The organism is Mycobacterium sp. NPDC048908, from assembly GCF_043197955.1.
Taxonomy (GTDB): domain Bacteria; phylum Actinomycetota; class Actinomycetes; order Mycobacteriales; family Mycobacteriaceae; genus Mycobacterium.
In genome coordinates this window covers 95,379-117,645 of sequence record NZ_JBICUE010000011.1, presented here as the reverse complement: position 1 = coordinate 117,645, position 22,267 = coordinate 95,379, and the positions used below count along the sequence as shown (strand labels likewise).

Sequence of the window (22,267 nt, the reverse complement as noted above, 5' to 3'; positions counted from 1 at the left end):
CGCTCGAGGGTTGAGATTGCGACGCATTTCACCGCTCCCGAGCTTGTCGCGCCAACAGTTGTAGTTTCACAATTGTTGTGTGAATGAAGCTGTCGTCCGGTCCCAGAGTGCTCGGCGCAAGGCCATCATCCTGGTCACCTGCTGCCTGAGCCTGCTGATCGTGTCGATGGACGCGACGATCGTCAACGTCGCGATACCGAACATCCGCGCGGACCTCGGCGCCAAGGCCTCGCAACTGCAGTGGGTGATCGACATCTACACGCTGGTGCTGGCGTCGTTGCTGCTGCTCTCGGGCGCCACCGCGGACCGCTTCGGGCGCCGACGCACATTCCAGATCGGGCTGACGGTCTTCGCGCTCGGCTCGTTGCTGTGCAGCCTGTCACCCAGCATCGAGATCCTGATCCTGGCCCGTATGCTGCAGGCCATCGGCGGTTCGATGCTGAACCCGGTGGCGATGTCGATCATCACGCAGGTGTTCACCGGCCGGGTCGAGCGGGCCAGGGCGATCGGAGTGTGGGGCGGGGTCGTCGGCATCTCGATGGCACTCGGCCCGATCGTGGGCGGGGCGCTGATCGAACTCGTCAACTGGCGGGCGGTGTTCTGGATCAACCTTCCGATCATCGCGCTCGCGATCGTGCTGACCGCGATCTTCGTGCCCGAATCCCGGTCCGTCACCATGCGCGACGTCGATCCCATCGGCCAGGGTCTGGGCATGGCGTTTCTGTTCGGCGTGGTCTACGTGCTGATCGAAGGCCCCGCGAAGGGGTGGACCGACGCCCGAAACGTCACGGTCGGCGTGGTCGCGCTGTTGGCGTTCGTGGCATTCCTTCGCTACGAGTCGCGCCGCAACGACCCATTCATCGACCTCCGGTTCTTCCGCAGCATCCCGTTCGCGTCGGCGACGATGATCGCGGTGTGCGCGTTCGCCGCGTGGGGTGCGTTCCTGTTCGTGATGTCGTTGTACCTGCAGAGCGAACGCGGATTCTCCGCAATGCACACCGGCCTGATCTATCTGCCCGTTGCCGTTGGGGCGCTGATCTTTTCGCCGCTGTCGGGCCGGATGGTGGGGCGGTTCGGCAGCAGACCGTCGCTGTTGATCGCTGGCATGCTGATCACCGCGGCGACGTTGATGTTGACGTTGCTGACCGCGACCACCGCGGTGTGGCAGATACTGGTGATCTTCGCCGTCTTCGGTGTCGGCTTCTCGATGGTCAACGCGCCGATCACCAATGCGGCCGTCAGCGGCATGCCGACGGATCGGGCAGGCGCCGCCTCGGCGGTGGCCTCGACCAGTCGCCAAGTGGGCGTGAGTGTCGGTGTGGCGCTGTGCGGTTCGGTGGTCGGCTCGGCGCTGGCCGCAACGGGTGGGGACTTCGCGGCCGCAGCAAGGCCGTTGTGGCTGATCTGCGCCGGGCTGGGTCTGGTGATCCTCGCGTTGGCGATGTTCTCCACGTCGGCGCGCGCACTGCGGTCCGCGGATCGGTTGGCCCCGCTGGTGGCAGGAGCCCCGGTGAAACAGGGCGCCGATGTCCAGTAACCCGCTGGCCGACGAGGTGTGGCGGGCGATCGCCTCGCTGGTCCAGGACAACCGCGACGGCTGGAAACGAGCGGTCGTCGAGCAGAGTGGGCTGCCCTTCAGCAGGATTCGTATCCTCGCGCGGTTGAGTCGGCAATCCATGACCGTCAAGCAACTCGCGCACGCCGCGACGATGGACGCGCCCGCGACGACGGTTGCGGTCAACGACCTCGAGGACCGCGGTCTGGTGGTGCGCCAAACCGATCCGACCAACCGCCGCTGCAAGGTCGTCTCACTCACCGACGCCGGCCGCGCGATGGTCGACAAGATCGACGCGGTCCAGGATCCGGCGCCAAGTGCACTGGCCGCCCTCGACGTCGCGGACCTGACGGCTCTACACGCAATCCTCGACCGAGTGGCTGGCCGCTAGCCATATCATTTGGCAGTGGCGATACCCTGTCGCAACTGCGGTGCCGAACCGCGGGACGGCGCCCGATTCTGTGACGCGTGCGGTTCGCCCGTCGCCGTGATGGACAGCAACGCAGAGTACAAACAAGTCACCGTGCTGTTTGCCGATGTCGTGCGCTCGATGGATATCGCGGCCTCCGTCGGGCCTGAGCGACTTCGCGAGATCATGACCGAACTGTTCAACCGCTCGTCGAGAACGGTGCAGCGCTACGGCGGAACCGTGGACAAGTTCACCGGCGACGGCATCATGGCGGTGTTCGGGGCGCCGATCGCGTTCGAGGACCACGCGCTGCGCGCATGCCGTGCGGCGCTGGATGTGCAGAAGGACGCAAAGAGGCTCTCCGCAGAAGTGGAGGAGCGCGACAACATCGTCGTGCAACTGCGGGTGGGGCTCAACTCCGGCGAGGTCATCACCGGTGAGATCGGCGCCGGCCCCTTGACCTACACCGCTGTCGGCGAGCAAGTCGGAATGGCGCAGCGCATGGAGTCCGTCGCCGCACCGGGCGGCGTGATGGTGAGCGAATCGACGGCGCGTTTGGTCGAAATCAGTACGGTGCTGGGCGAACCGGAGCTTGTGCAGATCAAGGGCGCTCAACTGCCGGTACCCGCGCGTCGCCTTCTCGGGGTCGCGACCGGCAGACGTAATGACCGCGCCTTGGCGACGTTCGTCGGCAGGGAGTGGGAGCGCAGTGCGCTGAACGGACTTCTCGATCGGGCCATCAACGGCAACGGCGCGGTGGTCGGACTTGTCGGACCCCCCGGCATCGGAAAAAGCCGCCTGGTTCGCGAGATTGCAATGCGCGCAACGCACCTCGGAGCCGAGGTGGTCACTGCGCTGTGCGAGTCGCACACCGCGGATGTGCCGTTTCACGCCGCTGCGAGCCTGTTACGGGCCACCACGGGCACCGAGGGCTTGGATGATGCCGCAGCACGGGCACAGATCCGCACCCGGTTCTCTTGGGCGGACGATGAGGACCTGTTGATCCTCGAGGACCTTCTCGGCATCGGCGACCCCGAGGCTTCGCTGGCACAGATCGATCCAGATGCCAGGCGGCGACGGGTGATGGCGATGGTCAATGCCGCAGCGTTGGCGAGAAGCGCGCCGACGGTCTATGTGATCGAGGATGCGCACTGGATCGACGACATCAGCGAATCGATGCTGGCGGACTTCATCTCAGTGGTGCCGAGGACTCGGTCGCTGGTGCTGATCACGTACCGCCCCGAATATGCCGGCGCGCTCGCCCACGCGCAGCGAGCGCAGACCATTGCCCTTGAGCCGCTTGATGATTCACAGATGGCGCAACTCAGTGCCGAGTTATTGGGTGACGACAGGTCGGTGGCCGAGCTTGTCGACCTCGTGTCGGACCGCGCCGGTGGCAATCCATTCTTCGCCGAAGAGATCGTTCGGGATCTCAAGGAGCGGGACGTTTTGATCGGCGGGCGCGGATGTTATCTGTGCGTGGAACCGGCGCGCGACGTCAGCGTGCCGAGCACGTTGCAGGCGGTGATCGCCGCTCGGATCGACCGCCTCGATCCCGCCGCGAAGCGGGCGCTCAACGCAGCAGCCGTGATCGGATCTCAGTTCAGCCCGGAAACGCTCGCCGCTTTGGGCATCGAACCTGTGCTGGCTGACCTCGTCCAAACAGAGTTGGTCGATCAGATCGCATTCGGCCCCGCGCCTCGATATGCCTTCCGGCACGGCCTGATCCGTGCCGTCGCATACGAGTCACAGCTCAAGTCGGATCGTGCGCAGTTGCACCGCCGGTTGGCGCAAACCGTCGAACAGAGCGAGCAGAATGCTCCGATGATCGCCGAGCACTACGAGGCCGCCGGCGACGTACGCGCGGCATACGAATGGCATATGCGAGCAGGGGCATGGTCTTCGTCACGCGATATCAGCGCGGCGCGCGCCAGTTGGCAGCGGGCGCGCCAACTCGCCGATGCGCTGCCGGATGACGATCCGGATCGTCTCGGGATGCGGATCGCGCCACGGACGAATCTGTGCGCGACCACGTTCCGATCCGCGGAGAGCTTCACGCGTTCGGGGTTCAACGAACTCCGCGAATTGTGCGAGGCCGCGGGCGACAAGCGGTCACTCGCCGTGGCGATGTTGGGGCAGATGTCGGAGTCGATGGCCCAAGGTCACATGGCAGAGGCCGCACAGTTGGCTAGCGAGCAGGAAGCGCTGCTGGAATCGATCGGCGACCCCGATCTGACGCTCGCGATGTTGTGGGGATCGCTTGCGGTCAAACAGGAGACCGGCCAGATGGGCGACGTGCTGCGATGGTCGCAGCTTGGGATCGACATCGCCGACGGCGACCCCGTCAAAGCATCCATCTTCACCGGATCGCCATTGGCGCTGGCCCTCGTGTTCCGTGGTTTCGCGCGGGCGTTTCTCGGTATCCCTGGTTGGCGCAACGACTTCGACGATGCGCTGACGATGGCCCATGAACACGATCTGCTCACGTTCGCCAGCGTGGTCGCGTACAAGTGCGCCGCCGCCTTCGTTGGCAACCTGCTGGTCCCCGACGAGGGCGCGTTCACCGAGATGGAGGAAGCGTTTCAGATCGCCCTGGATTTCGGTGATCACAACGCGCTGGGACTCACGAAGTACATATTGGGTGCGGTGCTGGTCGAGACGCGTGCCGATGTCCGACGCGGAAGGCAGATGTTGGCCGAGCTGAACGAGATGTCCAACAGAAGACAGTTTTTCAGGACCGAGATCCCGATCCTGGATCTGCTCGCCGCACGCGAGGAGGCCCGCGGCGGGAATGTCGAGACAGCGTTGCAAACCATGCGGGCGGCAGTCGACACGATCTTCGGCTCCGGCCAATTCACGTTCTGCGCGTGGGCGACGAGCGTGCTGGTGATCGCCTTGCTCGAGAAGGGCGCCGACGCCGAAGCGGAGGCCGCCGTCGAGCGGCTTGTCGCTGCGCCGATCGATGACTTGGTGGTCCGTGACGTCACGGTTCTGCGTCTGCGCGCGCTGTTGGCGCAGGCACGTGGCGACGATTCCGCGTACCGCGACTTCAGGGACCGGTACCGAGCGATGGCCACCGGATACGGATACCAGGGTCACATGGCGACAGCCGCGGCGATGCCTTAGCTCTCCAGCACCGCCATTGCCGCGTTGTGACCGCCGATACCGGATACCGCGCCACCTCGACGAGACCCTGAGCCGCACAGCATGATCCGGTCATGGGCTGTCGACACGCCCCACCGTTGCGCCGGGGTCTCAAGGGGCTCGTCGTCGTCGGCGAATGGCCACTGCAGCGCGCCGTGGAAGATGTTGCCACCCGTCATCGCCAGCGACTGCTCCAGGTCCAAAGTCGTCTTCGCCTCGATGCACAACCTGCCCGCCGAGTCCTCCAGTAGTACGTCTTGAATTGGTTCGGCCAGAACGGAATTCAACGAGTTGAGCGCCGCCGAGGTCAACGTATCCCGCATCCGGTCCGGATCCGCACCCGCGATCAACTTGTGCGGCGTGTGCAGGCCGAAGACGGTCAACGTCTGCGCACCGGCGTCGCGAAGCCGATCCGAAAGGATGCTCGAATCGGTGAGCGAATGGCAATAGATCTCGCAGGGCAGCGGGTCAGGCACCAAGCCGTGTTCGGCACGGATATACGCGCTGTCGAGTTGGCTGTAGGTCTCGTTGATGTGGAACGTGCCACCGAACGCCTGCTCGGGCGTCACGCTGTCGTCGCGCAATCGCGGCAGTCGGCGCAGCATCAGGTTGACCTTGATCTGCGCGCCGGGCGTCAGTGCGGGCTCGGGTTCACCCAGCAACCGCGCCAGCACCACCGGTGTGACATTGGCGAGCACGCGGTGCGCATGCACCCGGTGCTCATCGCCATCGCGTCGATAGCGCACTTCGCCGTCCGGATCAACGGCGTAAACCTCTGCACCCGTGACGATTTCGGCCCCGTGCCCAGCGGCGGCCGCTGCCAGCGCGCCGCTGACCGCGCCCATGCCGCCAACCGGCACGTCCCAGTCGCCGGTGCCGCCACCCAACAGGTGATACATGAAGCAGACGTTCTGCACCAGCGACGGATCGTCCGTGCGGGCGAACGTGCCGATCAACGCGTCGGTCGCCAGCACGCCGCGGACCAGATCGCTGGACACCGCCGCGGTGATCGCGTGTCCGATCGGTTCGTCGACCATGAACCGCCACGCCTCGTCGTCGGCCACCTGCCGTCGGGCTTCGTCGCGGGTGCGCAGCGGATGAGTCAACGTCGGCCACAGTCGCGAGGTGACCGCGTGGCAGCGGCGGTAGAACTCCTCGAAGCGAGCCTCGTCATCGGTCGCCCCGATCGCCGCGAACGTCGACTGCGGCCCGATCAACAGACCCGTGCGTCCCGCCGTCGAGGGATCAGGCGTGTAGGACGAGTAGCGTCGTCGCACCAACCGCACCCGCGCGCCCAGTTCGTCGATGATGCGCCTTGGCAACAAGCTCACCAGATACGAGTAGCGCGACAGCCGCGCGTCCACGCCCTCGAAGGCATGCGCGGACACCGCCGCGCCGCCGACGTGATCGAGCCGTTCGAGTACCTGCACCCGGCGACCGGCGCGGGCCAGGTACGCAGCGGCCACCAACCCGTTGTGTCCGCCGCCGACGATCACGGCATCGAATGTCGCCGACCTTTCGGCTCCGGCATCAAATGTCGCCGACCTTTCGGCTCCGGTATCAAATGTCACCGCTGAAGCGTTGTAGCGCTGGTTCAGCTCAGGTAACCCTCGACCTCACCGGCCGGGCGCACCTGGGCTTCGCGCGGATCGCCGCCGGTTTCGCGGAGTGCTCGACGCTGCCGCAGCAGGTCCCAGCACTGGTCTAGTTTTACTTCGACCGCGCGAAGCCGCTGATGCTCTTCGGATTCGTCGATCTCGTGGTGCTGCAGCTTGGCCCGCAGCTCCTGCTCCTCCGCGACAAGCTTGTTGACCTGCGCCAGAATGTCTTCATCTTTGGCCACGAATCCAGACTACGGTGAGTGCGATGACTACCAAGCCAGAGATCGAGTTTCCCGACGAGCCGGCGCCGACGGACCTCGTCATCAAGGACATCGTCGTCGGCGACGGCGCGGAGGCGGTGCCCGGCGGCACCGTCGAGGTGCACTACGTGGGCGTCGAGTACGAAACCCGCGAAGAGTTCGACAGCTCATGGAATCGCGGCGAGTCGATCGAGTTTCCGCTGCGCGGCCTGATCCAGGGCTGGCAGGACGGCATCCCGGGAATGAAGGTCGGCGGCCGCCGTCAGCTCACCATCCCACCGGAGCAGGCCTACGGCCCGACCGGCGGAGGGCATCGCCTGTCGGGCAAGACGTTGATCTTCGTCATCGACCTGCTGGGCACGAAGTGACTAGCCCGAGCAGACGCAAAGCTGCCTATTTTCGCGCGAAATAGGTCACTTTTACGTCTGCTCGGCAGAGCTAGCTCGGGCCAGGCAGCCGCAGCAGCAGTCGCACGCCGCCCAGCGGACTGGTCTCCAAAGACGCTGTGCCACCATGCAATTCGGCCTGCTGGGCGACCAGCGCCAAGCCCAGCCCGGAACCGGAGTGCGACGCCGTCGACCCGCGCGAGAATCGCTCGAACACCACTTGGCGCTCGTCTTCGGGGATGCCGACCCCGTCGTCGTCGATCGCGATCTCCACTCCGGCGCGGGAGCTCACCGCCGACAATTGCACCCGCTTGGCGCCGCCATGTTTGACCGCGTTGGCAATCGCATTGTCGACCGCAAGCCGAAGCCCGGCGGGCAACCCGACGATGATCACCGTCGGCGCAGGCACCAGAGAGACGTCGAGATCGGGGTACACCCGCATCGCGTCGTGTGCGGCCCGGTCGAGCAGTTCGGTGATGTCGACAGGGACATGATCGTCGGAGGTCGACAGCTCGCCCTGGGCCAACCGCTCCAGCGCCCCGAGCGTGGCCTCGATGCGCGACTGCGTGCGGATGACGTCGTTGACCACTTCCTTGCGCTGCTCTTCCGGTAGATCCAGGGTGGACAGCACCTCGAGGTTGGTGCGCATCGCGGTCAGCGGCGTGCGCAGTTCGTGGGCCGACACCGCAGAGAAGTCGCGCGCCGACGCCAGTGCGGCCTTGGTCCGGTCCTGCTCCTCCCAGATGCGCTCGAGCATGCCCTTGACGGCGTCGGCGATCTCGACCGCCTCGGTCGCCCCGTGCACCTCAATGGTGGGTGGTTCGTCGCCCGCGTCGATCTGACGGGTCTGCTGGGCCAGCCGCTTGAACGGTCGCACCGCGAATGTCGCCAGCATCCAACCGAATACGGTCGACGCAATGATCGCGAACAAACAGATGATGATCACCCGGCGATGCAGATTGTTGGTATCGGCGATCGTCGAGTCGTAGGTGTCACCCACAGCGACGGACATCGGCTCCGGCGCTCGGATCTCCACCGTGCGCACCCGGTACCAGACCCCATCGACCTCCGCGGATTCGTAACCCGCGGGCAGTTGCGGCAGCACGACGTCGGAGTTCGACGTCACCTGCCCGTTCTTGCGCACGGTGATGACGGCGTCCTTGTCGTTCGGCGACTTGGGAATCTCGTCCAGTCCGCGCGGCAGGAACGGAATCGCGAATCCCGCGGCCTCGTCGAGCCTGCGGTCCAACCGTTCCTTGCGGTCATTGGTGATGCCGACCCAGACCACCGCGCCGACGATCAGCACCGGAATCGCCGCGCCGATAGCTGTCGCGACCACCACCCGGGTTCGAAGCGAAGGCGTGCTGCGGAAGATCCGCGACAGCAGGTTCATCACCTATTGCGTCCTGAGCACGAACCCCACGCCGCGGACGGTGTGCAGCAGCCGCGGCGCACCGCCGGCCTCCAATTTGCGTCGCAGATAGCCGATGAACACGTCGACGACGTTGGTGTCGGCGGCGAAGTCGTAGCCCCACACGAGCTCGAGCAGCTGCGCGCGGGACAGCACTGCTGTCTTGTGCTCGGCGAGCACCGCGAGCAGGTCGAACTCTCGCTTGGTCAAGTCGACGTCGGCGCCGTTGACCCTGGCGCGTCTTCCGGGGATGTCGACCTCGAGCGGGCCGACGGTGATGGTCTCCGACGAGAAGGTAGCCGTCGCGCCACGGCGCCGCAGCAGCGCCTTGACCCGCGCGACCAGCTCGGCCAGCACGAACGGCTTGACCAGATAGTCGTCGGCGCCCGCCTCCAGGCCGGCCACCCGGTCGTCGACGGAGCTGCGCGCCGACAGCACGCAGACCGGCACGTCGTTGTCCATCGCGCGCAGCGCGGTCACTACGCTGACACCGTCGAGTACCGGCATGTTGATGTCCAGCACGATCGCGTCGGGCCGGGTCTCGGTGGCGCTGCGCAGCGCCTCGGCACCGTCGACCGCCGTCGACACGTCGAATCCGGACAGCCGCAGGCCGCGCTCGAGCGACGCCAGCACGTCGGGGTCGTCGTCGACTACGAGCACGCGGGGCGAGGCCGCTCCACTGTCCATGCCGCAATCTTGCCTGAAGACTTGCCAGGGATGTGACAGGTCCCCGAGCGACTCGGCATCACCATGGCAGCGGTCTTGTCACCGCCGTGTCACGGCTGGCTGAACGTTCCTCCGTTAGCAAAGCGATGCTAAACACCCGGTGCTAGCATCTGCGAAATCATGCTTCCGCAGTCACCCCGTCTGATTGTCGAGCCCGACGACGGCTTGAATCCGGTCCGCGAATTCATCAATTCCGCGCAGAATTCGCTTCTCATCAAGCAATTCACGTTCACCGAGCCGAGTTTGATCGCGGCCGTCATCGACCGCAGGAATGCCGGCGTCGACGTCCGCGTCATGCTCAACGCCGCCCGATCCGGCGGCGACCGGGCCAATGACGATACCTTCGAGCAACTCCGCAGCGCCGGGGTCGCGGTCAAGTGGTCCAGCTCGAAGTTCTACGTGACGCATGAGAAATCGATTGTGGTCGACGAAAAGGTGGCTCTGGTCGCGACGTTCAATCTGATGGAGAAGTATTTCACGCTGACCCGCGACTACGGCGTCGTCACCGGCAATCCCTATCACGTCGCGCAGATCGTCGAAGTGTTCAATGCCGACTGGGAAGAGCGCGACTGGAATTGTTCGGCCTACGAGGGCCTGCTGTGGAGCAATTCCAATTCGCGTTATCACATGGCGCAATTCATCGACACCGCCACCGAACGGTTGGATGTACAGCACCCGAAATATGTCGACGCGGTCATTCTCGAGCGGCTCGCCGCGGCCGCCGATCGCGGCGTGAAGGTCCACGTGCTGTGCGGCGGCAAACACGGTATCAGCGAGTGGGACATCCTCGACACGTTCGCGTCGCTACGGACGCTGAAGCGCTTCGGCGTCAAGGTGCACAAGCAGAAGAATCTGCGGGTGCACGCCAAGCTGATCATCGTCGACGGCAGGCACGCGCTGGTCGGCTCGATGAACATCGACCGCAGCGCGTTCGACCTGCGCCGCGAACTGGGCATCATGACCGACGACCCGGCCATCGTCGGCCGACTGAACGACGTCTTCGACAACGATTGGCAACTGTCCCACCACTACGAGGCGCCCGACCCGCTCGATCCGGCCCAGCACCACGAGGACGACTTCCCGCACGACCGCGACCTCATGCATGAGTGAGACCGAAGCGGGACCTGCCGAAGTCTCGCTGCTCGAACTCGCTTGGACCTTCAACCACATCGCGCTGGCCTCGTTCGGCGGTGGACTGTCCGCATGGTCGCGCGAGGTCCTCGTCGTCGAGAAGCGGTGGATGGGTGAAGAGGAATTTCTGTCCGCGATGACGATGTGCCGGATCCTGCCTGGCGCGAACCAGGTCAACATGGCCGTGTTCGCCGGGGCGAAGATGCGCGGGCTGCCGGGCGCCGTGGCGGCGGTGTTCGGGCTGTGCCTGATTCCTGTTGTGCTGATCATGGTCGCGGCCTTCTTCTACTTCCGTTTCAGGGAGATTCCCGCGGTGAAGGGTGTGCTGCACGGGGCGTCGGCCGCCGCGGTGGCGTTGACGTTGGCGATGGTGATCCAGACCGGGAAGAAGTGCCTGACCGGGCTGATGCCGATATTGCTGTTCGCGGCCGCGTTCGTGCTGAACGGCATTGTGCGGTGGCCACTTCCGGTGGTGTTGGCCATTCTCGCGCCGGTCAGCCTGGTGTGGGCGTGGCCGAAGAAACAGCCCGCATGATTCACACCTACCTTCAGGTGGCGGCGTTGTTCGCGTCGCTGTCACTGCTGTCGATCGGTGGTGGTAACGCGGTGCTGCCGGAGATGCACCTGCAGGCCGTCAGGGGTCATCACTGGATGACCGATAGCCAGTTCGCTGACATCTTCTCGATCTCGCAGACCGCGCCGGGGCCCAGCATCCTGATCGTCACGCTGGTCGGCTACGGCGCCGGATTGACGGTCGGCGGCGTGCCGGGCGCGATCATCGGTGGCGTGATCGCCACCGTCGCGATGCTGGTGCCCGCCGCCTCGTTGATGTACGCCGTCACGCTGTTCTGGCAGAAGGCGCAGAAGTCGAAGTGGCGAATCGCCGTCGAAAAGGGGTTCGCACCCCTGACCGTCGGCCTGATCATGGCGACGTCGCTGGTGATGAGCCGCGCCGCCGACCACGACTGGCGGGCCTACCTGTTGACCGCGGTGTGCACGTTGATCTTCATCCGCACCAAGACGAACCCGTTGCTGGTGGTTTTCGCCGCGGGCGTACTGGGGTATTTCGGCATCGTCTGAGGCAGCGGGAAGCCGTTGACCTTATCTATTGTTGAGGTTTTACGGTGATTTGATGAGCTTCGAAACGGTCGCGCGGCAAAGTCTCTACCGCCAAGTCCGCGCGCGCGGCGGTGACCTTCGGTTGTTGGCCGACCGCAGGTTGCTGGCCCGCATCTGGCGGTTCGCGGGACGACACCATCGCAGGTTGGCGGGCTTCGTCGCGGTCAGCGTCGTCGGCGCGCTGCTTGGGCTGGCGACGCCGCTGTTGGCGGGCAGGGTCGTCGACGAAATCGGGCGGGGTGCGCTGGGCGTTGTGGTGGCGCTTGCCGGCGTGATCGCAGCGGTCGCCGTCGCGGAGGCGGGCATATCGCTGGTCACCCGGTGGCTGTCGTCGACCATCGGCGAGGGTCTGATCCTGGACTTGCGCACCGCCGTCTTCGACCATGTGCAGCGGATGCCGATCGCGTTCTTCACCCGCACCCGCACCGGCGCCCTGGTGAGCCGACTCGGCAACGACGTGATGGGCGCTCAGCGCGCCTTCTCGGACACGTTCTCCGGCGTCGTCACCAACCTGGTCACCCTGACGCTGACGCTCGTGGTCATGCTCAGCATCTCGTGGCAGGTCACCCTGTTGTCGTTGATCCTGATGCCGCTGTTCCTGATCCCCGCCCGGTGGGTGGGCCGCAACATGGCGCAGTTGGCCCGCGAGGCCGCCATCCACAACGCGACGATGAATACCCAGATGACCGAACGTTTTTCGGCCCCGGGCGCGACCCTGGTGAAGCTGTTCGGCAGTCCGGCCGTGGAATCGCGCGAGTTCGAGACACGAGCCGGTCGCGTTCGCGACATCGGGGTACGGACCGCGATGCTGCAGTCGATCTTCATGAACTCGTTGACGCTGATGTCGGCGCTGGCGCTGGCGCTGGTGTACGGCCTCGGCGGCGTGCTCGCGATCGGTGGACACCTGCAGACGGGTGCGATCGTGTCACTGGCGTTGTTGCTCACCCGGTTGTACGCACCGCTGACCGCGTTGGCCAACGCGCACGTCGAAATCGCAAGCGCCGTCGTCAGTTTCGAGCGGGTGTTCGAGGTGCTGGATCTGGAGCCGCTGATTGTTGAGAAGCCGGACGCGGTGCCCATACCCGAAGGGCCCGTCACGGTCGAACTCGACGACGTGCGGTTCGCTTACCCGTCTGCGGACGCGGTCTCGCTGGCCTCGCTCGAAGAGGTGGCGGTGTTGGACGACCGCGGCGGAGACGAAGTGCTACACGGCGTGTCGTTCACCGCGCAGCCAGGTCAGATGGTCGCGCTCGTCGGGTCCTCCGGCGCGGGTAAGTCGACGATCGCCTCGCTGCTCGCACGGCTCTACGACGTCGGAGCCGGATCGGTGCGCCTCAACGGCGTCGACGTCCGCGACGCGACGTTCGGATCGCTGAAGGAAACCGTCGGCATGGTCACCCAGGACGGCCACCTGTTCCATGAGTCGATCCGGTCCAACCTGATGCTGGCCGCGCCCGGCGCGACGGACGGGCAACTGTGGCGCGCGCTGGAGCGGGCCCGGCTCGCTGATGTCGTGGCCGATATGCCCGAGGGGCTGGACACCGTCGTCGGCGAGCGCGGGTACCGCTTGTCGGGCGGTCAGCGGCAGCGGCTCACCATCGCCCGGCTGTTGCTCGGTCGGTCGCGGGTGGTCGTCCTCGACGAGGCCACCGCATCGCTTGACTCCGCGTCGGAGGCCGCGGTCCAGCAGGCGTTGACCGAGGCGCTTGCCGGTCGGACGTCCATCGTGATCGCCCACCGGCTCTCCACGATCCGCGCGGCCGACATGATCCTGGTGGTCGAAGACGGTCGGATCGTCGAACGCGGCTCGCATGACCAACTGCTGGCCCGGCGCGGACGATACGCCGAGCTTTATCGAACCCAGTTCGGCGGCAATAAGGATGCCGAGGATGCCGAGGATGTCGTAGCGGCATGAGACCCTGGAACCGCCTTGACTGAAGTAACTGCAGAAGCCCTTCGTTCAGCGCCGGCGATCGCGCGACCGCCGGCGCGCCGACGTACCGGTTCGGATCTGTGGCGGCTCATGCCGTACCTGCTGCCATACCGCGGCCGGTGGATCGCGATGGTGCTCATCGCGATCTCCAGCCTCGTTGCCACCGTGGCCATTCCGCTGATGACCAAGGCCGTCATCGACGGGCCCGTGCGGCACCAGGATCAGCGCGGTTTGTGGGTGCTTGGCGCCGCCGCCATGGGCGTCGGCATCTCCGAGGCGGTGCTGTGGTTCATCCGGCGCTGGCTGGTTGCGCGCGCCACCATGGGCGTGGAGGCCGATATCCGCAAGGACCTCTACGCCCGGCTGCAGATCCTGCCGATGTCGTTTCACGGCCGTTGGCAGTCCGGTCAGCTGCTGTCGCGAATCATGAACGACCTCAGCACCATTCGCCGCTTCATGTCCTTCGGCATGGTGTTCCTGCTGCTGAACATCCTGCAGATCAGTGTGGTGACCGCAATTCTGCTGGCGATGTACTGGCCGCTGGGCGTCGTCGTGGTGGTGTCGATCGTGCCAATCACGCTGACGGTCTTGCATTTCCAGCAGACCTACACCCGGTTGTCGCGGTTGGCGCAGGACCAGGCAGGCCACGTCGCCACCCATGTCGAGGAATCCGCGCTCGGGGTACGGGTGGTCAAGTCGTTCGGCCGCGAGGACTACGCATACGACCGCTTCGACGAGCAACTGACCAATCTCTACGACACACAGGTCGGCAGGGTGTCGGTGTCGGCCAAGTTCTGGACGCTGCTCGAAGTCATCCCGAACCTCACGCTGATCGTGGTGCTCGGCTTCGGCGCGTACGCCGCAGGCCACGGCTACGTCACGATGGGCACGCTGGTCGCGTTCATCACGATGATGCTGTCGCTGGTGTGGCCGATCGCGTCGCTTGGCTTCCTGCTGTCCATGACGCAGGAATCGTTCACCGCCGCCAACCGGATCGCCGAGATCTTCGACGCGCCACGGGAAATCACCGACGGCCCGGTCGCCGAGCCGCCGGCGGGCGGCAGGCTGGAACTCGTCGACGTCGGGTTCAAGTTCCCGGACTCGGAAGGAGTGGCGCCGTCCGAGTCGGACAATTGGGCTTTGCGCCATGTCAACGCCACCGTCGAGCCGGGAGAGACGCTCGCGCTCGTCGGTTCGACGGGGTCGGGCAAGTCTGTGCTCGCCTCGCTGTTGTCGCGGTTGTACGACGTCACCGAGGGCTCGATCCGCATCGACGGCCATGACATCCGCGAACTGAGCCTGCCCGCACTGCGGCAGGCGGTGGCCACCGCGTTCGAGGACCCGACGTTGTTCTCGATGTCGGTGGCGGAGAACCTCCGGCTCGGCAGCCCGGATGCGACGGACCAGCAGATGGCTCAAGCCATCGAGGTGGCCGCCGCGCAGTTCGTCTACGACTTGCCGTTCGGGCTGGACACCCGCATCGGTGAGCAGGGCATGAGCCTGTCCGGTGGGCAGCGGCAACGGCTCTCGTTGGCGCGGGCGATCCTGGCCGCGCCGAAGATCCTGGTGCTCGACGACACGCTGTCGGCGCTGGACGTGCACACCGAGGCGGTCGTCGAGGAGGCGCTGCGCCGGGTGCTGAATCACGTCACCGGCATCGTGGTCGCGCACCGCGCGTCCACGGTGTTGCTCGCCGACAAGGTGGCGCTGCTGCAGGACGGCACCATCACCCACATCGGCACTCACGCGCAACTTCTGGCCTCTGTGCCGCAGTACCGCTATTTGTTGGCCGCCGACGACGAACTCGACGACCGTGCTGAGCGCGCTTGCACATGGGAGGACGAGGAAGAGCGAACTCGGCTGGAGCATTTCGTCGAGGAGCGCGAGCCGCGCGAGTACGTGTCGTTCGAGGCTGAGCGCCGATGACGACGACAGAGACGACCGAATGGCGCGGCCGCGTCAAGGACGACCAGAGCGACGACCTGCCGATCGACGAGAGCCTGCCCCGCCGCCGCGAAGCGCGCGCACTGCTCGGTTCGCTGCTGCGTCCATACCGGGTGACGGTAGCGCTGCTCGCACTTGTCGTGGTGGTGGAAAACGCTGCCCGCCTTTCGGTTCCGATCCTGGTGCAGCGCGGCATCGACCATGGCATCCCGCCGATCCTGGCCGGTGGCTCCGCGCACACGCTGATGACCATCGTCGCGGTACTGAGCGGCGTGGTCGTGGTCCAGGCCACCAGTCGGATGTTCTTTCTGCAGCGCTCGGGCCGGATCGGCCAGAAGGTCCTGCTCGAACTGCGGCGGCGGGTGTACCGGCACTTCCAGCGTCTGGACATCGCGTTTCACGAGCGGTACACCTCCGGTCGTGTGGTCAGCCGGTCCACCAACGACGTCGAGGCCATCCAGGACATGCTGGAGACCGGCTTCGACAGCCTGATCACCGCCGTGCTCACGCTCGTCGGCACCGCCATTCTGCTTGTCGCACTTGATGTTCGGCTGGGCCTGATGTGTCTGGCCGCGTTCCCGATTCTGGTGGCGCTGGTCTGGTGGTTCCGCAACGAGTCGGCAAAGACCTACCGCAAAGTGCGCGAAAGCGCCGCGCTGGTGATCGTGCAGTTCGTCGAGACGATGACCGGCATCAAGGCGGTGCAGGCCTATCGTCGCGAGCCGCGCAACCAGGAGATTTTCGAAGGCATCGCCGACCGCTATAAGGCGGACAACGAGCGGACGTTCCGGTTGCTCGCCATCTTCATGCCCGGTGTGAAGCTGGTCGGCAACCTCACCACCGGCGTGGTGCTGTTGTACGGCGGCTACCGCGTGCTGCACGGCCAGATGACCATTGGCACGTTGGCCGCGTTCCTGCTCTACCTGCGGATGTTCTTCGAGCCGATGCAGGAGATCTCGCAGTTCTTCAACACCTTTCAGTCGGCGTCGTCGGCGCTGGAGAAGTTGGCGGGAGTGCTGGCCGAGAAGCCGGGCATCAAGGAGCCGGCGCATCCGGTGGCACTCAATGGGGTACGGGGTGAGGTGGCGTTCCACGATGTGCACTTCTCGTACGTGCCGGACCGGCCCGTGCTACCCGATCTCGACTTCACCGTGCCTGCCGGTCAGACCGTCGCGCTGGTCGGCACCACAGGGGCGGGGAAGACCACGATCGCCAAGCTGATCGCCCGGTTCTACGATCCGACTTCCGGGACGGTGACCCTGGACGGCATTGGCCTGCGCGATATTTCGCAGAGCGAGCTGCGTCGCCATGTCGTGATGGTCACGCAGGAGAACTTCATGTTCGACGGCTCAGTCGCCGACAACATCCGGTTCGGCCGTCCCGACGCCACCGACTCGCAAGTGGCGGCGGCCGCCGCGGCGGTGGGAGCAGACCGGTTCATCGACGCGCTGCCCGACGGCTATCACACCGACGTGGCCAAGCGCGGCGGCAGGCTTTCGGCCGGGCAACGGCAGTTGGTGGCGTTCGCGCGGGCTTTCCTCGCCGACCCCGCGGTGCTGATCCTTGACGAGGCGACGTCGTCGCTCGACATCCCCAGCGAGCGGATGGTGCAGCGGGCACTGGAAACGGTGCTGGCCGACCGCACCGCGCTCGTGATCGCGCACCGGTTGTCCACCGTGCAGGTCGCGGACCGGGTGTTGGTGCTCGACCACGGCCGCATCGTCGAAGACGGAGCACCTGGCGAGTTGATCGGGCGCACCGACGGCCGGTATGCCGCGCTGCACCGGGCGTGGGTCGAGTCGCTGGCCTGATCCGCTAGGCGCTTTGACTCCACCCGAGCAACCGTCTGCTACCCGTCCATCTTCGGGCCCGGGATCGTGTCGATGCCCTCCATACCCTTGGTGAAATCGACCGGATAGTCGTCCATGAAGGCCCGGGGGTTGAAAGTGTCGTCGACCATCACACCGTGGACCCTGCGCCGCTGCATGCCGAAGTTCCCGGCATCGTAAAGCGGCAAGAGCGCCGCCTCGCGCAGATACCGGTCAAACCTGTTCTGCTTGTCGACCGCATTGACCCCGACAACCTGCATGCACTTATAGACGCAGTCGAACATCATTTCCGTGCAGTGGATTTTGCACATCGCCCCGAGCATCTCGCCGTGGTACCCATGCTGATCCAGGTAATGGGCCGACTTCCAGCAAAAGTACCTGGCCGCCTCGATCTTCCCAGCGACATCGCCGAGGACATAGCCCGGGTACTGGTAGTTGATGATCGGTCTCGGGCCGCCCGCGGTATAGGTCTTGGCCCATTGCAGCGCGTCCTCGTAGGCGGCCCGCGCGACCGCTACCGCCCCGATCCCCGCGACGGGGCCGGACCAGGCGAAGTTTCGGTTGATCAAGAGGTCGCCGTTCCCCTTCGTGCCCTCGATCAGGTTGGCCGTAGGCACCCGGGCGTTGTCGAAGACGATCTCGCAGTTCGGTGCGCTCCGCTGCGCCGAGGTGCTAATCGAGTTGTACGTGATTCCCGGGGTGCCACGCTCGATCATGATCGCGGACAACCCTGTCGTCCCGCCTGCCTCCGGATTGGTGCGCACGACCACGAGATTCAGATTGGCGCCCTTGTTGTCCCAGCCGCCAACGTTGCATGGCCAGTATTTGCGACCGTTGATGACGTACTCGTCACCGTCGAGACGCGCGGTGACCTGCATCCCGGCGCCGTCGATCGCGGGTGCGTCGAAGTTCGCGGTGCCACCCGGTGTCCCCGCCGGCTCACTGGCCGCATAGCCGACGATGAATTCACCGCTCTGGTCGGCCGTCGCGGTGCCGATGAACCTCTTCTTCTGTTCCTCGGTCCCGTAGTACCAGACCGGCATCAGCCCGAGCCCGTTCACCAGCAGGGTGGTGCCGAATCCGGGATCCACCGCCTGTATCTCCTCGGCGGCGAGCACGAAATCGACGTTCGAGAGCCCGCCGCCACCATATTCGGCGGGTAGCATGGAAAAGGCGAACCCACGTTTGCACGCCTCCGCGTACGCGTCCTTCATCAGCTGAAACGCCGTCAGCGGATCGGGTTCCGCGTCGACCCGGTCAGTGATCGGCGCGAGGTGGTTCTGCGCGAACTCACGAGCGGATTCCTGTACTTCTTTTTGCTCTCCGGTCAGAGTGAAGTCAATGGCCATAACACTGATCCCATTCGATCATGCGCCACATCGAACGAATCCCGAATCACGCTGTGCTTCAGTTAATGTGGCGAATTGCGATGTTCTTATTACGTCGTAACCCACAGCGTACTCCGCGGCGCTGCGATTACGCTCAACTGGCCAACAGCTGTGCCAGCTTGTCGTTGATGGCGGGCAACTGCGAGGTCAACACCGAAATGATCTTCTCCCGCGCCCGCTCGCTGACCCCCGCAGACACATGGTGCAGCACGTTGAGCCTGGCTTTGTCGACCCACGCCATCATCTCGGGGTCGGAGAACCACTGCAATTGGTTTCTGTTGAACGCCAACATCATTCGCAGCCAGTCGGTCGGAACGCGCGGATACGGCACCGGCCCGCAGAACGCGTTGCGGGTGCCGTCATCGGCGTACGCCGCCTCGACGTGGCCGATCACCGCGGCGCTGAAAGCCGGCTGACACGTCCGAACGGCCTGCAATGAAATATGGTCCCCGTCGAACACCGGCGCCGGTTCCCGCTGGGCGAAACCGTCAGCGCTGCAGTCGATGTAGAGCGCGGAGCCGTCGACATCCAACGCTCCGTCCTCGAGGGTGATGCGTCCCGGCGCGATCGACTCGACGTGGCCCATCCGAACCACGTTGTCGATGCGCCTCAACTCCGAGAGTTCGGCCTGCGACAGAATCGCGCACCGGTACATCGTCGGGTCAACCGACGTGTCGATGCGCATCAAGCAGCCCTTGGCTTCCAGTCGATCGAACAGATCGGCAAGCGATTCGGCCTCGTGCACCGCGGCGAGCTGGTTTGAGAAGTCACGCAGCACCCGCTTGGCGAACTGCGAACCGGGCTGCACCGCGGCGCGGTCCAGAATCCACGACTCGCGCGGCTTGATCCACGTCAACCGCTCCGCGGCGACGCCGTGGCGCAGCAGCCACAGGCAGGCATCCATCGCGGTCTTGCCTGCGCCGACGATCACGTACCGGTCGGGGGCCGTCCGGATGCGCGGCAGATCGTTGGGCGGCACGCAGTCGACGCCGTCGACGGCGTAGGACGGCGCCCGCATGGACGGCACGACGATCTCCACGTGGCTGGTCACGATGCGGCGGGCGACGACGGAGATCTCCTCCCTGCCGAGGGTGCGGATGCGTCCGTCGCCGAGATATTCGCTCATCGGCAGGTAGGTCACCCGGCCGGTCGGCAGCAAATGCCTCCGCATCACCGCGTCGAAGTACGCGCATACTTCGGCGCCGCTGGCCAGTTCGTAATAGCCGGCGTTGAGCCCGTCGCGGTCGATCGTGTCGCTGCCGAGCTTGTGCGAATTCACCCCGTAGTACGCCGACGGCTGATGCAGCCGCACGAACGGGTAGGCCGTGGTCCAGTGGCCGCCGGGCTGGTCGTTGCGATCGACGACGACGACCGTGGCGTCGGATTCGCCAACCAGCGTGTCGGTGAACGCGAGGCCCATCGCGCCCGCGCCGACCACCAGGTAATCGGCCTCGATCGTCCGCCCCATCTAGCGCACGGTACTGAAGAATTTCGACACGTCATCAACGAACAGCTCAGGCTGCTCGAACGCCGCGAAGTGTCCGCCCCGCGGCATGTCCGTCCAGTGCGTGATGTTGTACGCGGCCTCGCACCAGTCGCGCGGCGCGCGAAGGATCTCTTTGGGGAAGGAAGCGACCCCGGTGGGCAGTTCCACGCGTTGGCGCTTCGCCTTATCGAAGACCCGGAAGCTCTCCCAGTACAGGCGCGCCGACGACGCCGCGGACGCCGTCAGCCAGTACAGCATCACGTTGTCGAGAATCTCGTCGCGCGTGAGCACGTTCTCCGGGTGGCCGTCGGCGTCCGTCCACGACCAGAACTTCTCCACGATCCACGCCAGCTGCCCGACGGGGGAGTCGGTCAACCCGTACCCGAGGGTCTGCGGCCGGGTCGACTGCTGCTTGGCGTAGCCGCTGTCCCACTGTTGGTAGTGGCGCATCCGCTCCAGCGCACGCTTCTCGTCCTCGGTCGGATTCGTCAGTTCGCCCGAGGGCCGTGCCAGCGGCATGTTGAGGTGGATCCCGGCGCAGCGTCCGCCGTTGCGGCCGATCTGTGTGGTCACCGCGGCACCCCAGTCGCCGCCCTGCGCGCCGTACCGTTCGTAGCCGAGCCGGCCCATCAGCGTCTCCCACGCCGCGGCGATCTTCTCGACGCCCCAGCCTGTGGTGGAGGGTCTACCCGAGAAGCCGTAGCCCGGCAGCGAGGGGCACACCACGTCGAAGCCGGCGGCGGTCAATGGCTCGATGATTTTGTGGAACTCCACGACGGACCCCGGCCAGCCGTGGGTGATCAGCAGCGGGAATGCATCCGCCTCCGCGGACCGCTGGTGGATGAAGTGAATGTCGAGGTCGTCGATCTCGGTGGTGAACTGGTCGAACCGGTTCAGCGCGGCTTCGCGTGCGCGCCAGTCATATTGGTCGGCCCAATAGTCGGTCAGCTCGCGGGTGTAACTCAACGGGATGCCTTGGGTCCAGTCGTCGACGCACTCGGCTTCCGGCCAGCGGGTGCGGGCCAGCCTTTCCGTCAGATCGACGAGATCAGCGTCGGGAACGGCGATGCGGAAGGGATTGACGTCGGCCACGCCTCGATACTGTCACGGCAGCAGCCGGGCCCGGCGCGCCTTGGCGACGGCCTCGTGACGGGTGCGCGCACCGAGCTTTGCTGTCGCACTGCGCAGGTAGCTCTTCACCGTCTCCGGCTTCAACGAAAGCCGTTTCGCCGCTTCGGCATTCGTGCACCCGAGCGCAACCTGGGCCAGGACGTCCAGCTCGCGCCCCGACAAAGCGGCGGCAGGCACGGACCTGCCCCTGGCCAGCCGATCGGCCAGCACCCGTAGCTGGGCCTGCAACGCGGGCGGCGACGATGGCTCGGCGGCCAGCCTGCGCAGCTGGGCGTGCACTTCCCGGATCTCCTCGGCCGCCGCCCCGCTCGCCTGATGCGCGTCCCGCATCCTCAGCCGCCGGTCCACCTCGTCGCGGATGGTCAGCTCGCGGGAAAGCCGCCTCGCTGAGGCGATCATCAGATCCGCCGTGCGGTCGCCGATCGGCGCCGCGGCGCGGTGGGCGCCGTAGAGCACCGCCCTCGACCGGCCCTCCACCACGACGGGGACGGCGACGATCGATCTGATGCCCTCCTGCAGCACTGGCCCGTCGTAGTGGTGGGTGATCGACGAGGCGCTGCGGTAGTCGGCCACCGACATCGGCCGTCGTGACACCACGGTGGCCCCGCCGAGACCCGCGCTCGGCAGCACCGCGAGCCCGCGCATGCCCGCGGTGCGGGCGCCGAAGAACTCCGTCAGCAGCAGGGTGTCGTCGTGCACCTCACCTCCGAAGGTGAGTGGCATGCCCGACTCCTCGGCGACCCGCCTCAGCTCGGCACGCAGCGCGTCCGCGTCACGCGGGCGCAGCAGTGAAGAGCCGGATCGCAATCCGAAC

At 65.8% G+C, this 22,267-nt stretch carries 18 protein-coding genes; 10 read left to right on the top strand and 8 right to left on the bottom strand.

All coding sequences use genetic code 11. The annotated features are described in order from the left end of the window. Nucleotides 1-79: 79 nt before the first annotated feature. From ACGFK1_RS24725 to ACGFK1_RS24715, 3 genes are read left to right on the top strand one after another with little or no spacing between them, the layout of a single operon-like run. On the top strand, nt 80-1,537 hold the full coding sequence (locus ACGFK1_RS24725; protein WP_393435579.1) for a DHA2 family efflux MFS transporter permease subunit: 1,458 nt from the start codon (nt 80-82) through the stop codon (nt 1,535-1,537). Further along, nucleotides 1,527-1,946 (top strand): MarR family winged helix-turn-helix transcriptional regulator, encoded by a 420-nt coding sequence (locus tag ACGFK1_RS24720; protein WP_393435576.1) that lies wholly within the window; start codon nt 1,527-1,529, stop codon nt 1,944-1,946. Before ACGFK1_RS24725 ends, ACGFK1_RS24720 begins: the two co-directional genes overlap by 11 nt. A 15-nt stretch (nt 1,947-1,961) precedes the next feature. Beyond that, complete coding sequence (locus ACGFK1_RS24715; RefSeq protein ID WP_393435573.1) at nt 1,962-5,090, top strand: adenylate/guanylate cyclase domain-containing protein; 3,129 nt, start codon at nt 1,962-1,964, stop codon at nt 5,088-5,090. Here the strand turns inward: ACGFK1_RS24715 and ACGFK1_RS24710 are convergent. Together ACGFK1_RS24710 and ACGFK1_RS24705 are read right to left on the bottom strand one after the other, a co-directional pair. Next, nucleotides 5,087-6,604: a phytoene desaturase family protein gene (locus tag ACGFK1_RS24710; protein WP_393435799.1), complete on the bottom strand. Its 1,518-nt coding sequence runs from the start codon at nt 6,602-6,604 to the stop codon at nt 5,087-5,089. The genes ACGFK1_RS24715 and ACGFK1_RS24710 overlap by 4 nt on opposite strands. Before the next feature lie 98 nt (nt 6,605-6,702). After that, nucleotides 6,703-6,951 (bottom strand): DUF2630 family protein, encoded by a 249-nt coding sequence (locus ACGFK1_RS24705; protein ID WP_393435571.1) that lies wholly within the window; start codon nt 6,949-6,951, stop codon nt 6,703-6,705. Between the two features lie 23 nt (nt 6,952-6,974). Here ACGFK1_RS24705 and ACGFK1_RS24700 point away from each other — a divergent pair, with 23 nt between their 5' ends. Further along, nucleotides 6,975-7,337, top strand: a complete 363-nt coding sequence (locus tag ACGFK1_RS24700; protein ID WP_393435568.1) for an FKBP-type peptidyl-prolyl cis-trans isomerase — start codon at nt 6,975-6,977, stop codon at nt 7,335-7,337. Nucleotides 7,338-7,407: 70 nt separating this feature from the next. On the opposite strand, the gene ACGFK1_RS24695 is transcribed toward ACGFK1_RS24700, so the two are convergent. Continuing rightward, nucleotides 7,408-8,748: an ATP-binding protein gene (locus tag ACGFK1_RS24695; RefSeq protein WP_393435565.1), complete on the bottom strand. Its 1,341-nt coding sequence runs from the start codon at nt 8,746-8,748 to the stop codon at nt 7,408-7,410. A 3-nt stretch (nt 8,749-8,751) separates the two neighbouring features. Beyond that, complete coding sequence (gene prrA / locus ACGFK1_RS24690; protein ID WP_101952047.1) at nt 8,752-9,453, bottom strand: two-component system response regulator PrrA; 702 nt, start codon at nt 9,451-9,453, stop codon at nt 8,752-8,754. Between the two features lie 159 nt (nt 9,454-9,612). On the opposite strand from prrA, the gene ACGFK1_RS24685 reads away from it, so the two are divergent. The 6 genes from ACGFK1_RS24685 to ACGFK1_RS24660 are packed head-to-tail and all read left to right on the top strand — an operon-like array spanning nt 9,613 to nt 17,430. Beyond that, the gene (locus ACGFK1_RS24685) at nt 9,613-10,602 is read left to right on the top strand and encodes a phosphatidylserine/phosphatidylglycerophosphate/cardiolipin synthase family protein (RefSeq protein ID WP_393435561.1); all 990 of its coding nucleotides are present in this window, start codon (nt 9,613-9,615) and stop codon (nt 10,600-10,602) included. Next, nucleotides 10,595-11,158 carry a chromate transporter gene (locus tag ACGFK1_RS24680; RefSeq protein WP_393435558.1) on the top strand — a complete coding sequence of 188 codons (564 nt, stop codon included), beginning with the start codon at nt 10,595-10,597 and terminating at the stop codon, nt 11,156-11,158. The genes ACGFK1_RS24685 and ACGFK1_RS24680 overlap by 8 nt, the downstream gene beginning before the upstream one ends. Further along, nucleotides 11,155-11,703 (top strand): chromate transporter, encoded by a 549-nt coding sequence (locus ACGFK1_RS24675; RefSeq protein WP_393435797.1) that lies wholly within the window; start codon nt 11,155-11,157, stop codon nt 11,701-11,703. The genes ACGFK1_RS24680 and ACGFK1_RS24675 overlap by 4 nt, the downstream gene beginning before the upstream one ends. Nucleotides 11,704-11,755: 52 nt before the next feature. Continuing rightward, nucleotides 11,756-13,657 carry an ABC transporter ATP-binding protein gene (locus tag ACGFK1_RS24670; RefSeq protein WP_393435555.1) on the top strand — a complete coding sequence of 634 codons (1,902 nt, stop codon included), beginning with the start codon at nt 11,756-11,758 and terminating at the stop codon, nt 13,655-13,657. 15 nt (nt 13,658-13,672) lie between these two features. Then, on the top strand, nt 13,673-15,601 hold the full coding sequence (locus ACGFK1_RS24665; RefSeq protein ID WP_393435552.1) for an ABC transporter ATP-binding protein: 1,929 nt from the start codon (nt 13,673-13,675) through the stop codon (nt 15,599-15,601). Further along, complete coding sequence (locus ACGFK1_RS24660) at nt 15,598-17,430, top strand: ABC transporter ATP-binding protein (RefSeq protein ID WP_393435549.1); 1,833 nt, start codon at nt 15,598-15,600, stop codon at nt 17,428-17,430. The genes ACGFK1_RS24665 and ACGFK1_RS24660 overlap by 4 nt, the downstream gene beginning before the upstream one ends. Before the next feature lie 38 nt (nt 17,431-17,468). On the opposite strand, the gene ACGFK1_RS24655 is transcribed toward ACGFK1_RS24660, so the two are convergent. The 4 genes from ACGFK1_RS24655 to ACGFK1_RS24640 form a co-directional block, all read right to left on the bottom strand. Further along, entirely contained in the window at nt 17,469-18,797 is a 1,329-nt protein-coding gene (locus ACGFK1_RS24655; RefSeq protein ID WP_393435546.1) for an acyl-CoA dehydrogenase family protein, read from the bottom strand. 133 nt (nt 18,798-18,930) lie between these two features. Beyond that, nucleotides 18,931-20,304, bottom strand: a complete 1,374-nt coding sequence (locus ACGFK1_RS24650) for an NAD(P)-binding protein (RefSeq protein WP_393435543.1) — start codon at nt 20,302-20,304, stop codon at nt 18,931-18,933. Next, a complete protein-coding gene (locus tag ACGFK1_RS24645; RefSeq protein ID WP_393435540.1) occupies nt 20,305-21,414 on the bottom strand; it encodes an epoxide hydrolase family protein in 1,110 nt (369 codons plus the stop codon). Nucleotides 21,415-21,426: 12 nt separating this feature from the next. Further along, nucleotides 21,427-22,260, bottom strand: a complete 834-nt coding sequence (locus ACGFK1_RS24640) for a LuxR C-terminal-related transcriptional regulator (RefSeq protein ID WP_393435537.1) — start codon at nt 22,258-22,260, stop codon at nt 21,427-21,429. Nucleotides 22,261-22,267: the final 7 nt, after the last annotated feature.

What these genes read in the sequence shown, in the direction of transcription:
- ACGFK1_RS24680 (WP_393435558.1), top strand. Translation starts at nt 10,595, where the DNA reads ATGAGTGAGACCGAAGCGGGACCTGCCGAAGTCTCGCTGCTCGAACTC.
- ACGFK1_RS24675 (WP_393435797.1), top strand. Translation starts at nt 11,155, where the DNA reads ATGATTCACACCTACCTTCAGGTGGCGGCGTTGTTCGCGTCGCTGTCA.
- ACGFK1_RS24655 (WP_393435546.1), bottom strand. Translation starts at nt 18,797, where the DNA reads ATGGCCATTGACTTCACTCTGACCGGAGAGCAAAAAGAAGTACAGGAA.
- prrA (WP_101952047.1), bottom strand. Translation starts at nt 9,453, where the DNA reads ATGGACAGTGGAGCGGCCTCGCCCCGCGTGCTCGTAGTCGACGACGAC.
- ACGFK1_RS24650 (WP_393435543.1), bottom strand. Translation starts at nt 20,304, where the DNA reads ATGGGGCGGACGATCGAGGCCGATTACCTGGTGGTCGGCGCGGGCGCG.
- ACGFK1_RS24660 (WP_393435549.1), top strand. Translation starts at nt 15,598, where the DNA reads ATGACGACGACAGAGACGACCGAATGGCGCGGCCGCGTCAAGGACGAC.
- ACGFK1_RS24700 (WP_393435568.1), top strand. Translation starts at nt 6,975, where the DNA reads ATGACTACCAAGCCAGAGATCGAGTTTCCCGACGAGCCGGCGCCGACG.
- ACGFK1_RS24685 (WP_393435561.1), top strand. Translation starts at nt 9,613, where the DNA reads ATGCTTCCGCAGTCACCCCGTCTGATTGTCGAGCCCGACGACGGCTTG.
- ACGFK1_RS24720 (WP_393435576.1), top strand. Translation starts at nt 1,527, where the DNA reads ATGTCCAGTAACCCGCTGGCCGACGAGGTGTGGCGGGCGATCGCCTCG.
- ACGFK1_RS24670 (WP_393435555.1), top strand. Translation starts at nt 11,756, where the DNA reads ATGAGCTTCGAAACGGTCGCGCGGCAAAGTCTCTACCGCCAAGTCCGC.
- ACGFK1_RS24695 (WP_393435565.1), bottom strand. Translation starts at nt 8,748, where the DNA reads ATGAACCTGCTGTCGCGGATCTTCCGCAGCACGCCTTCGCTTCGAACC.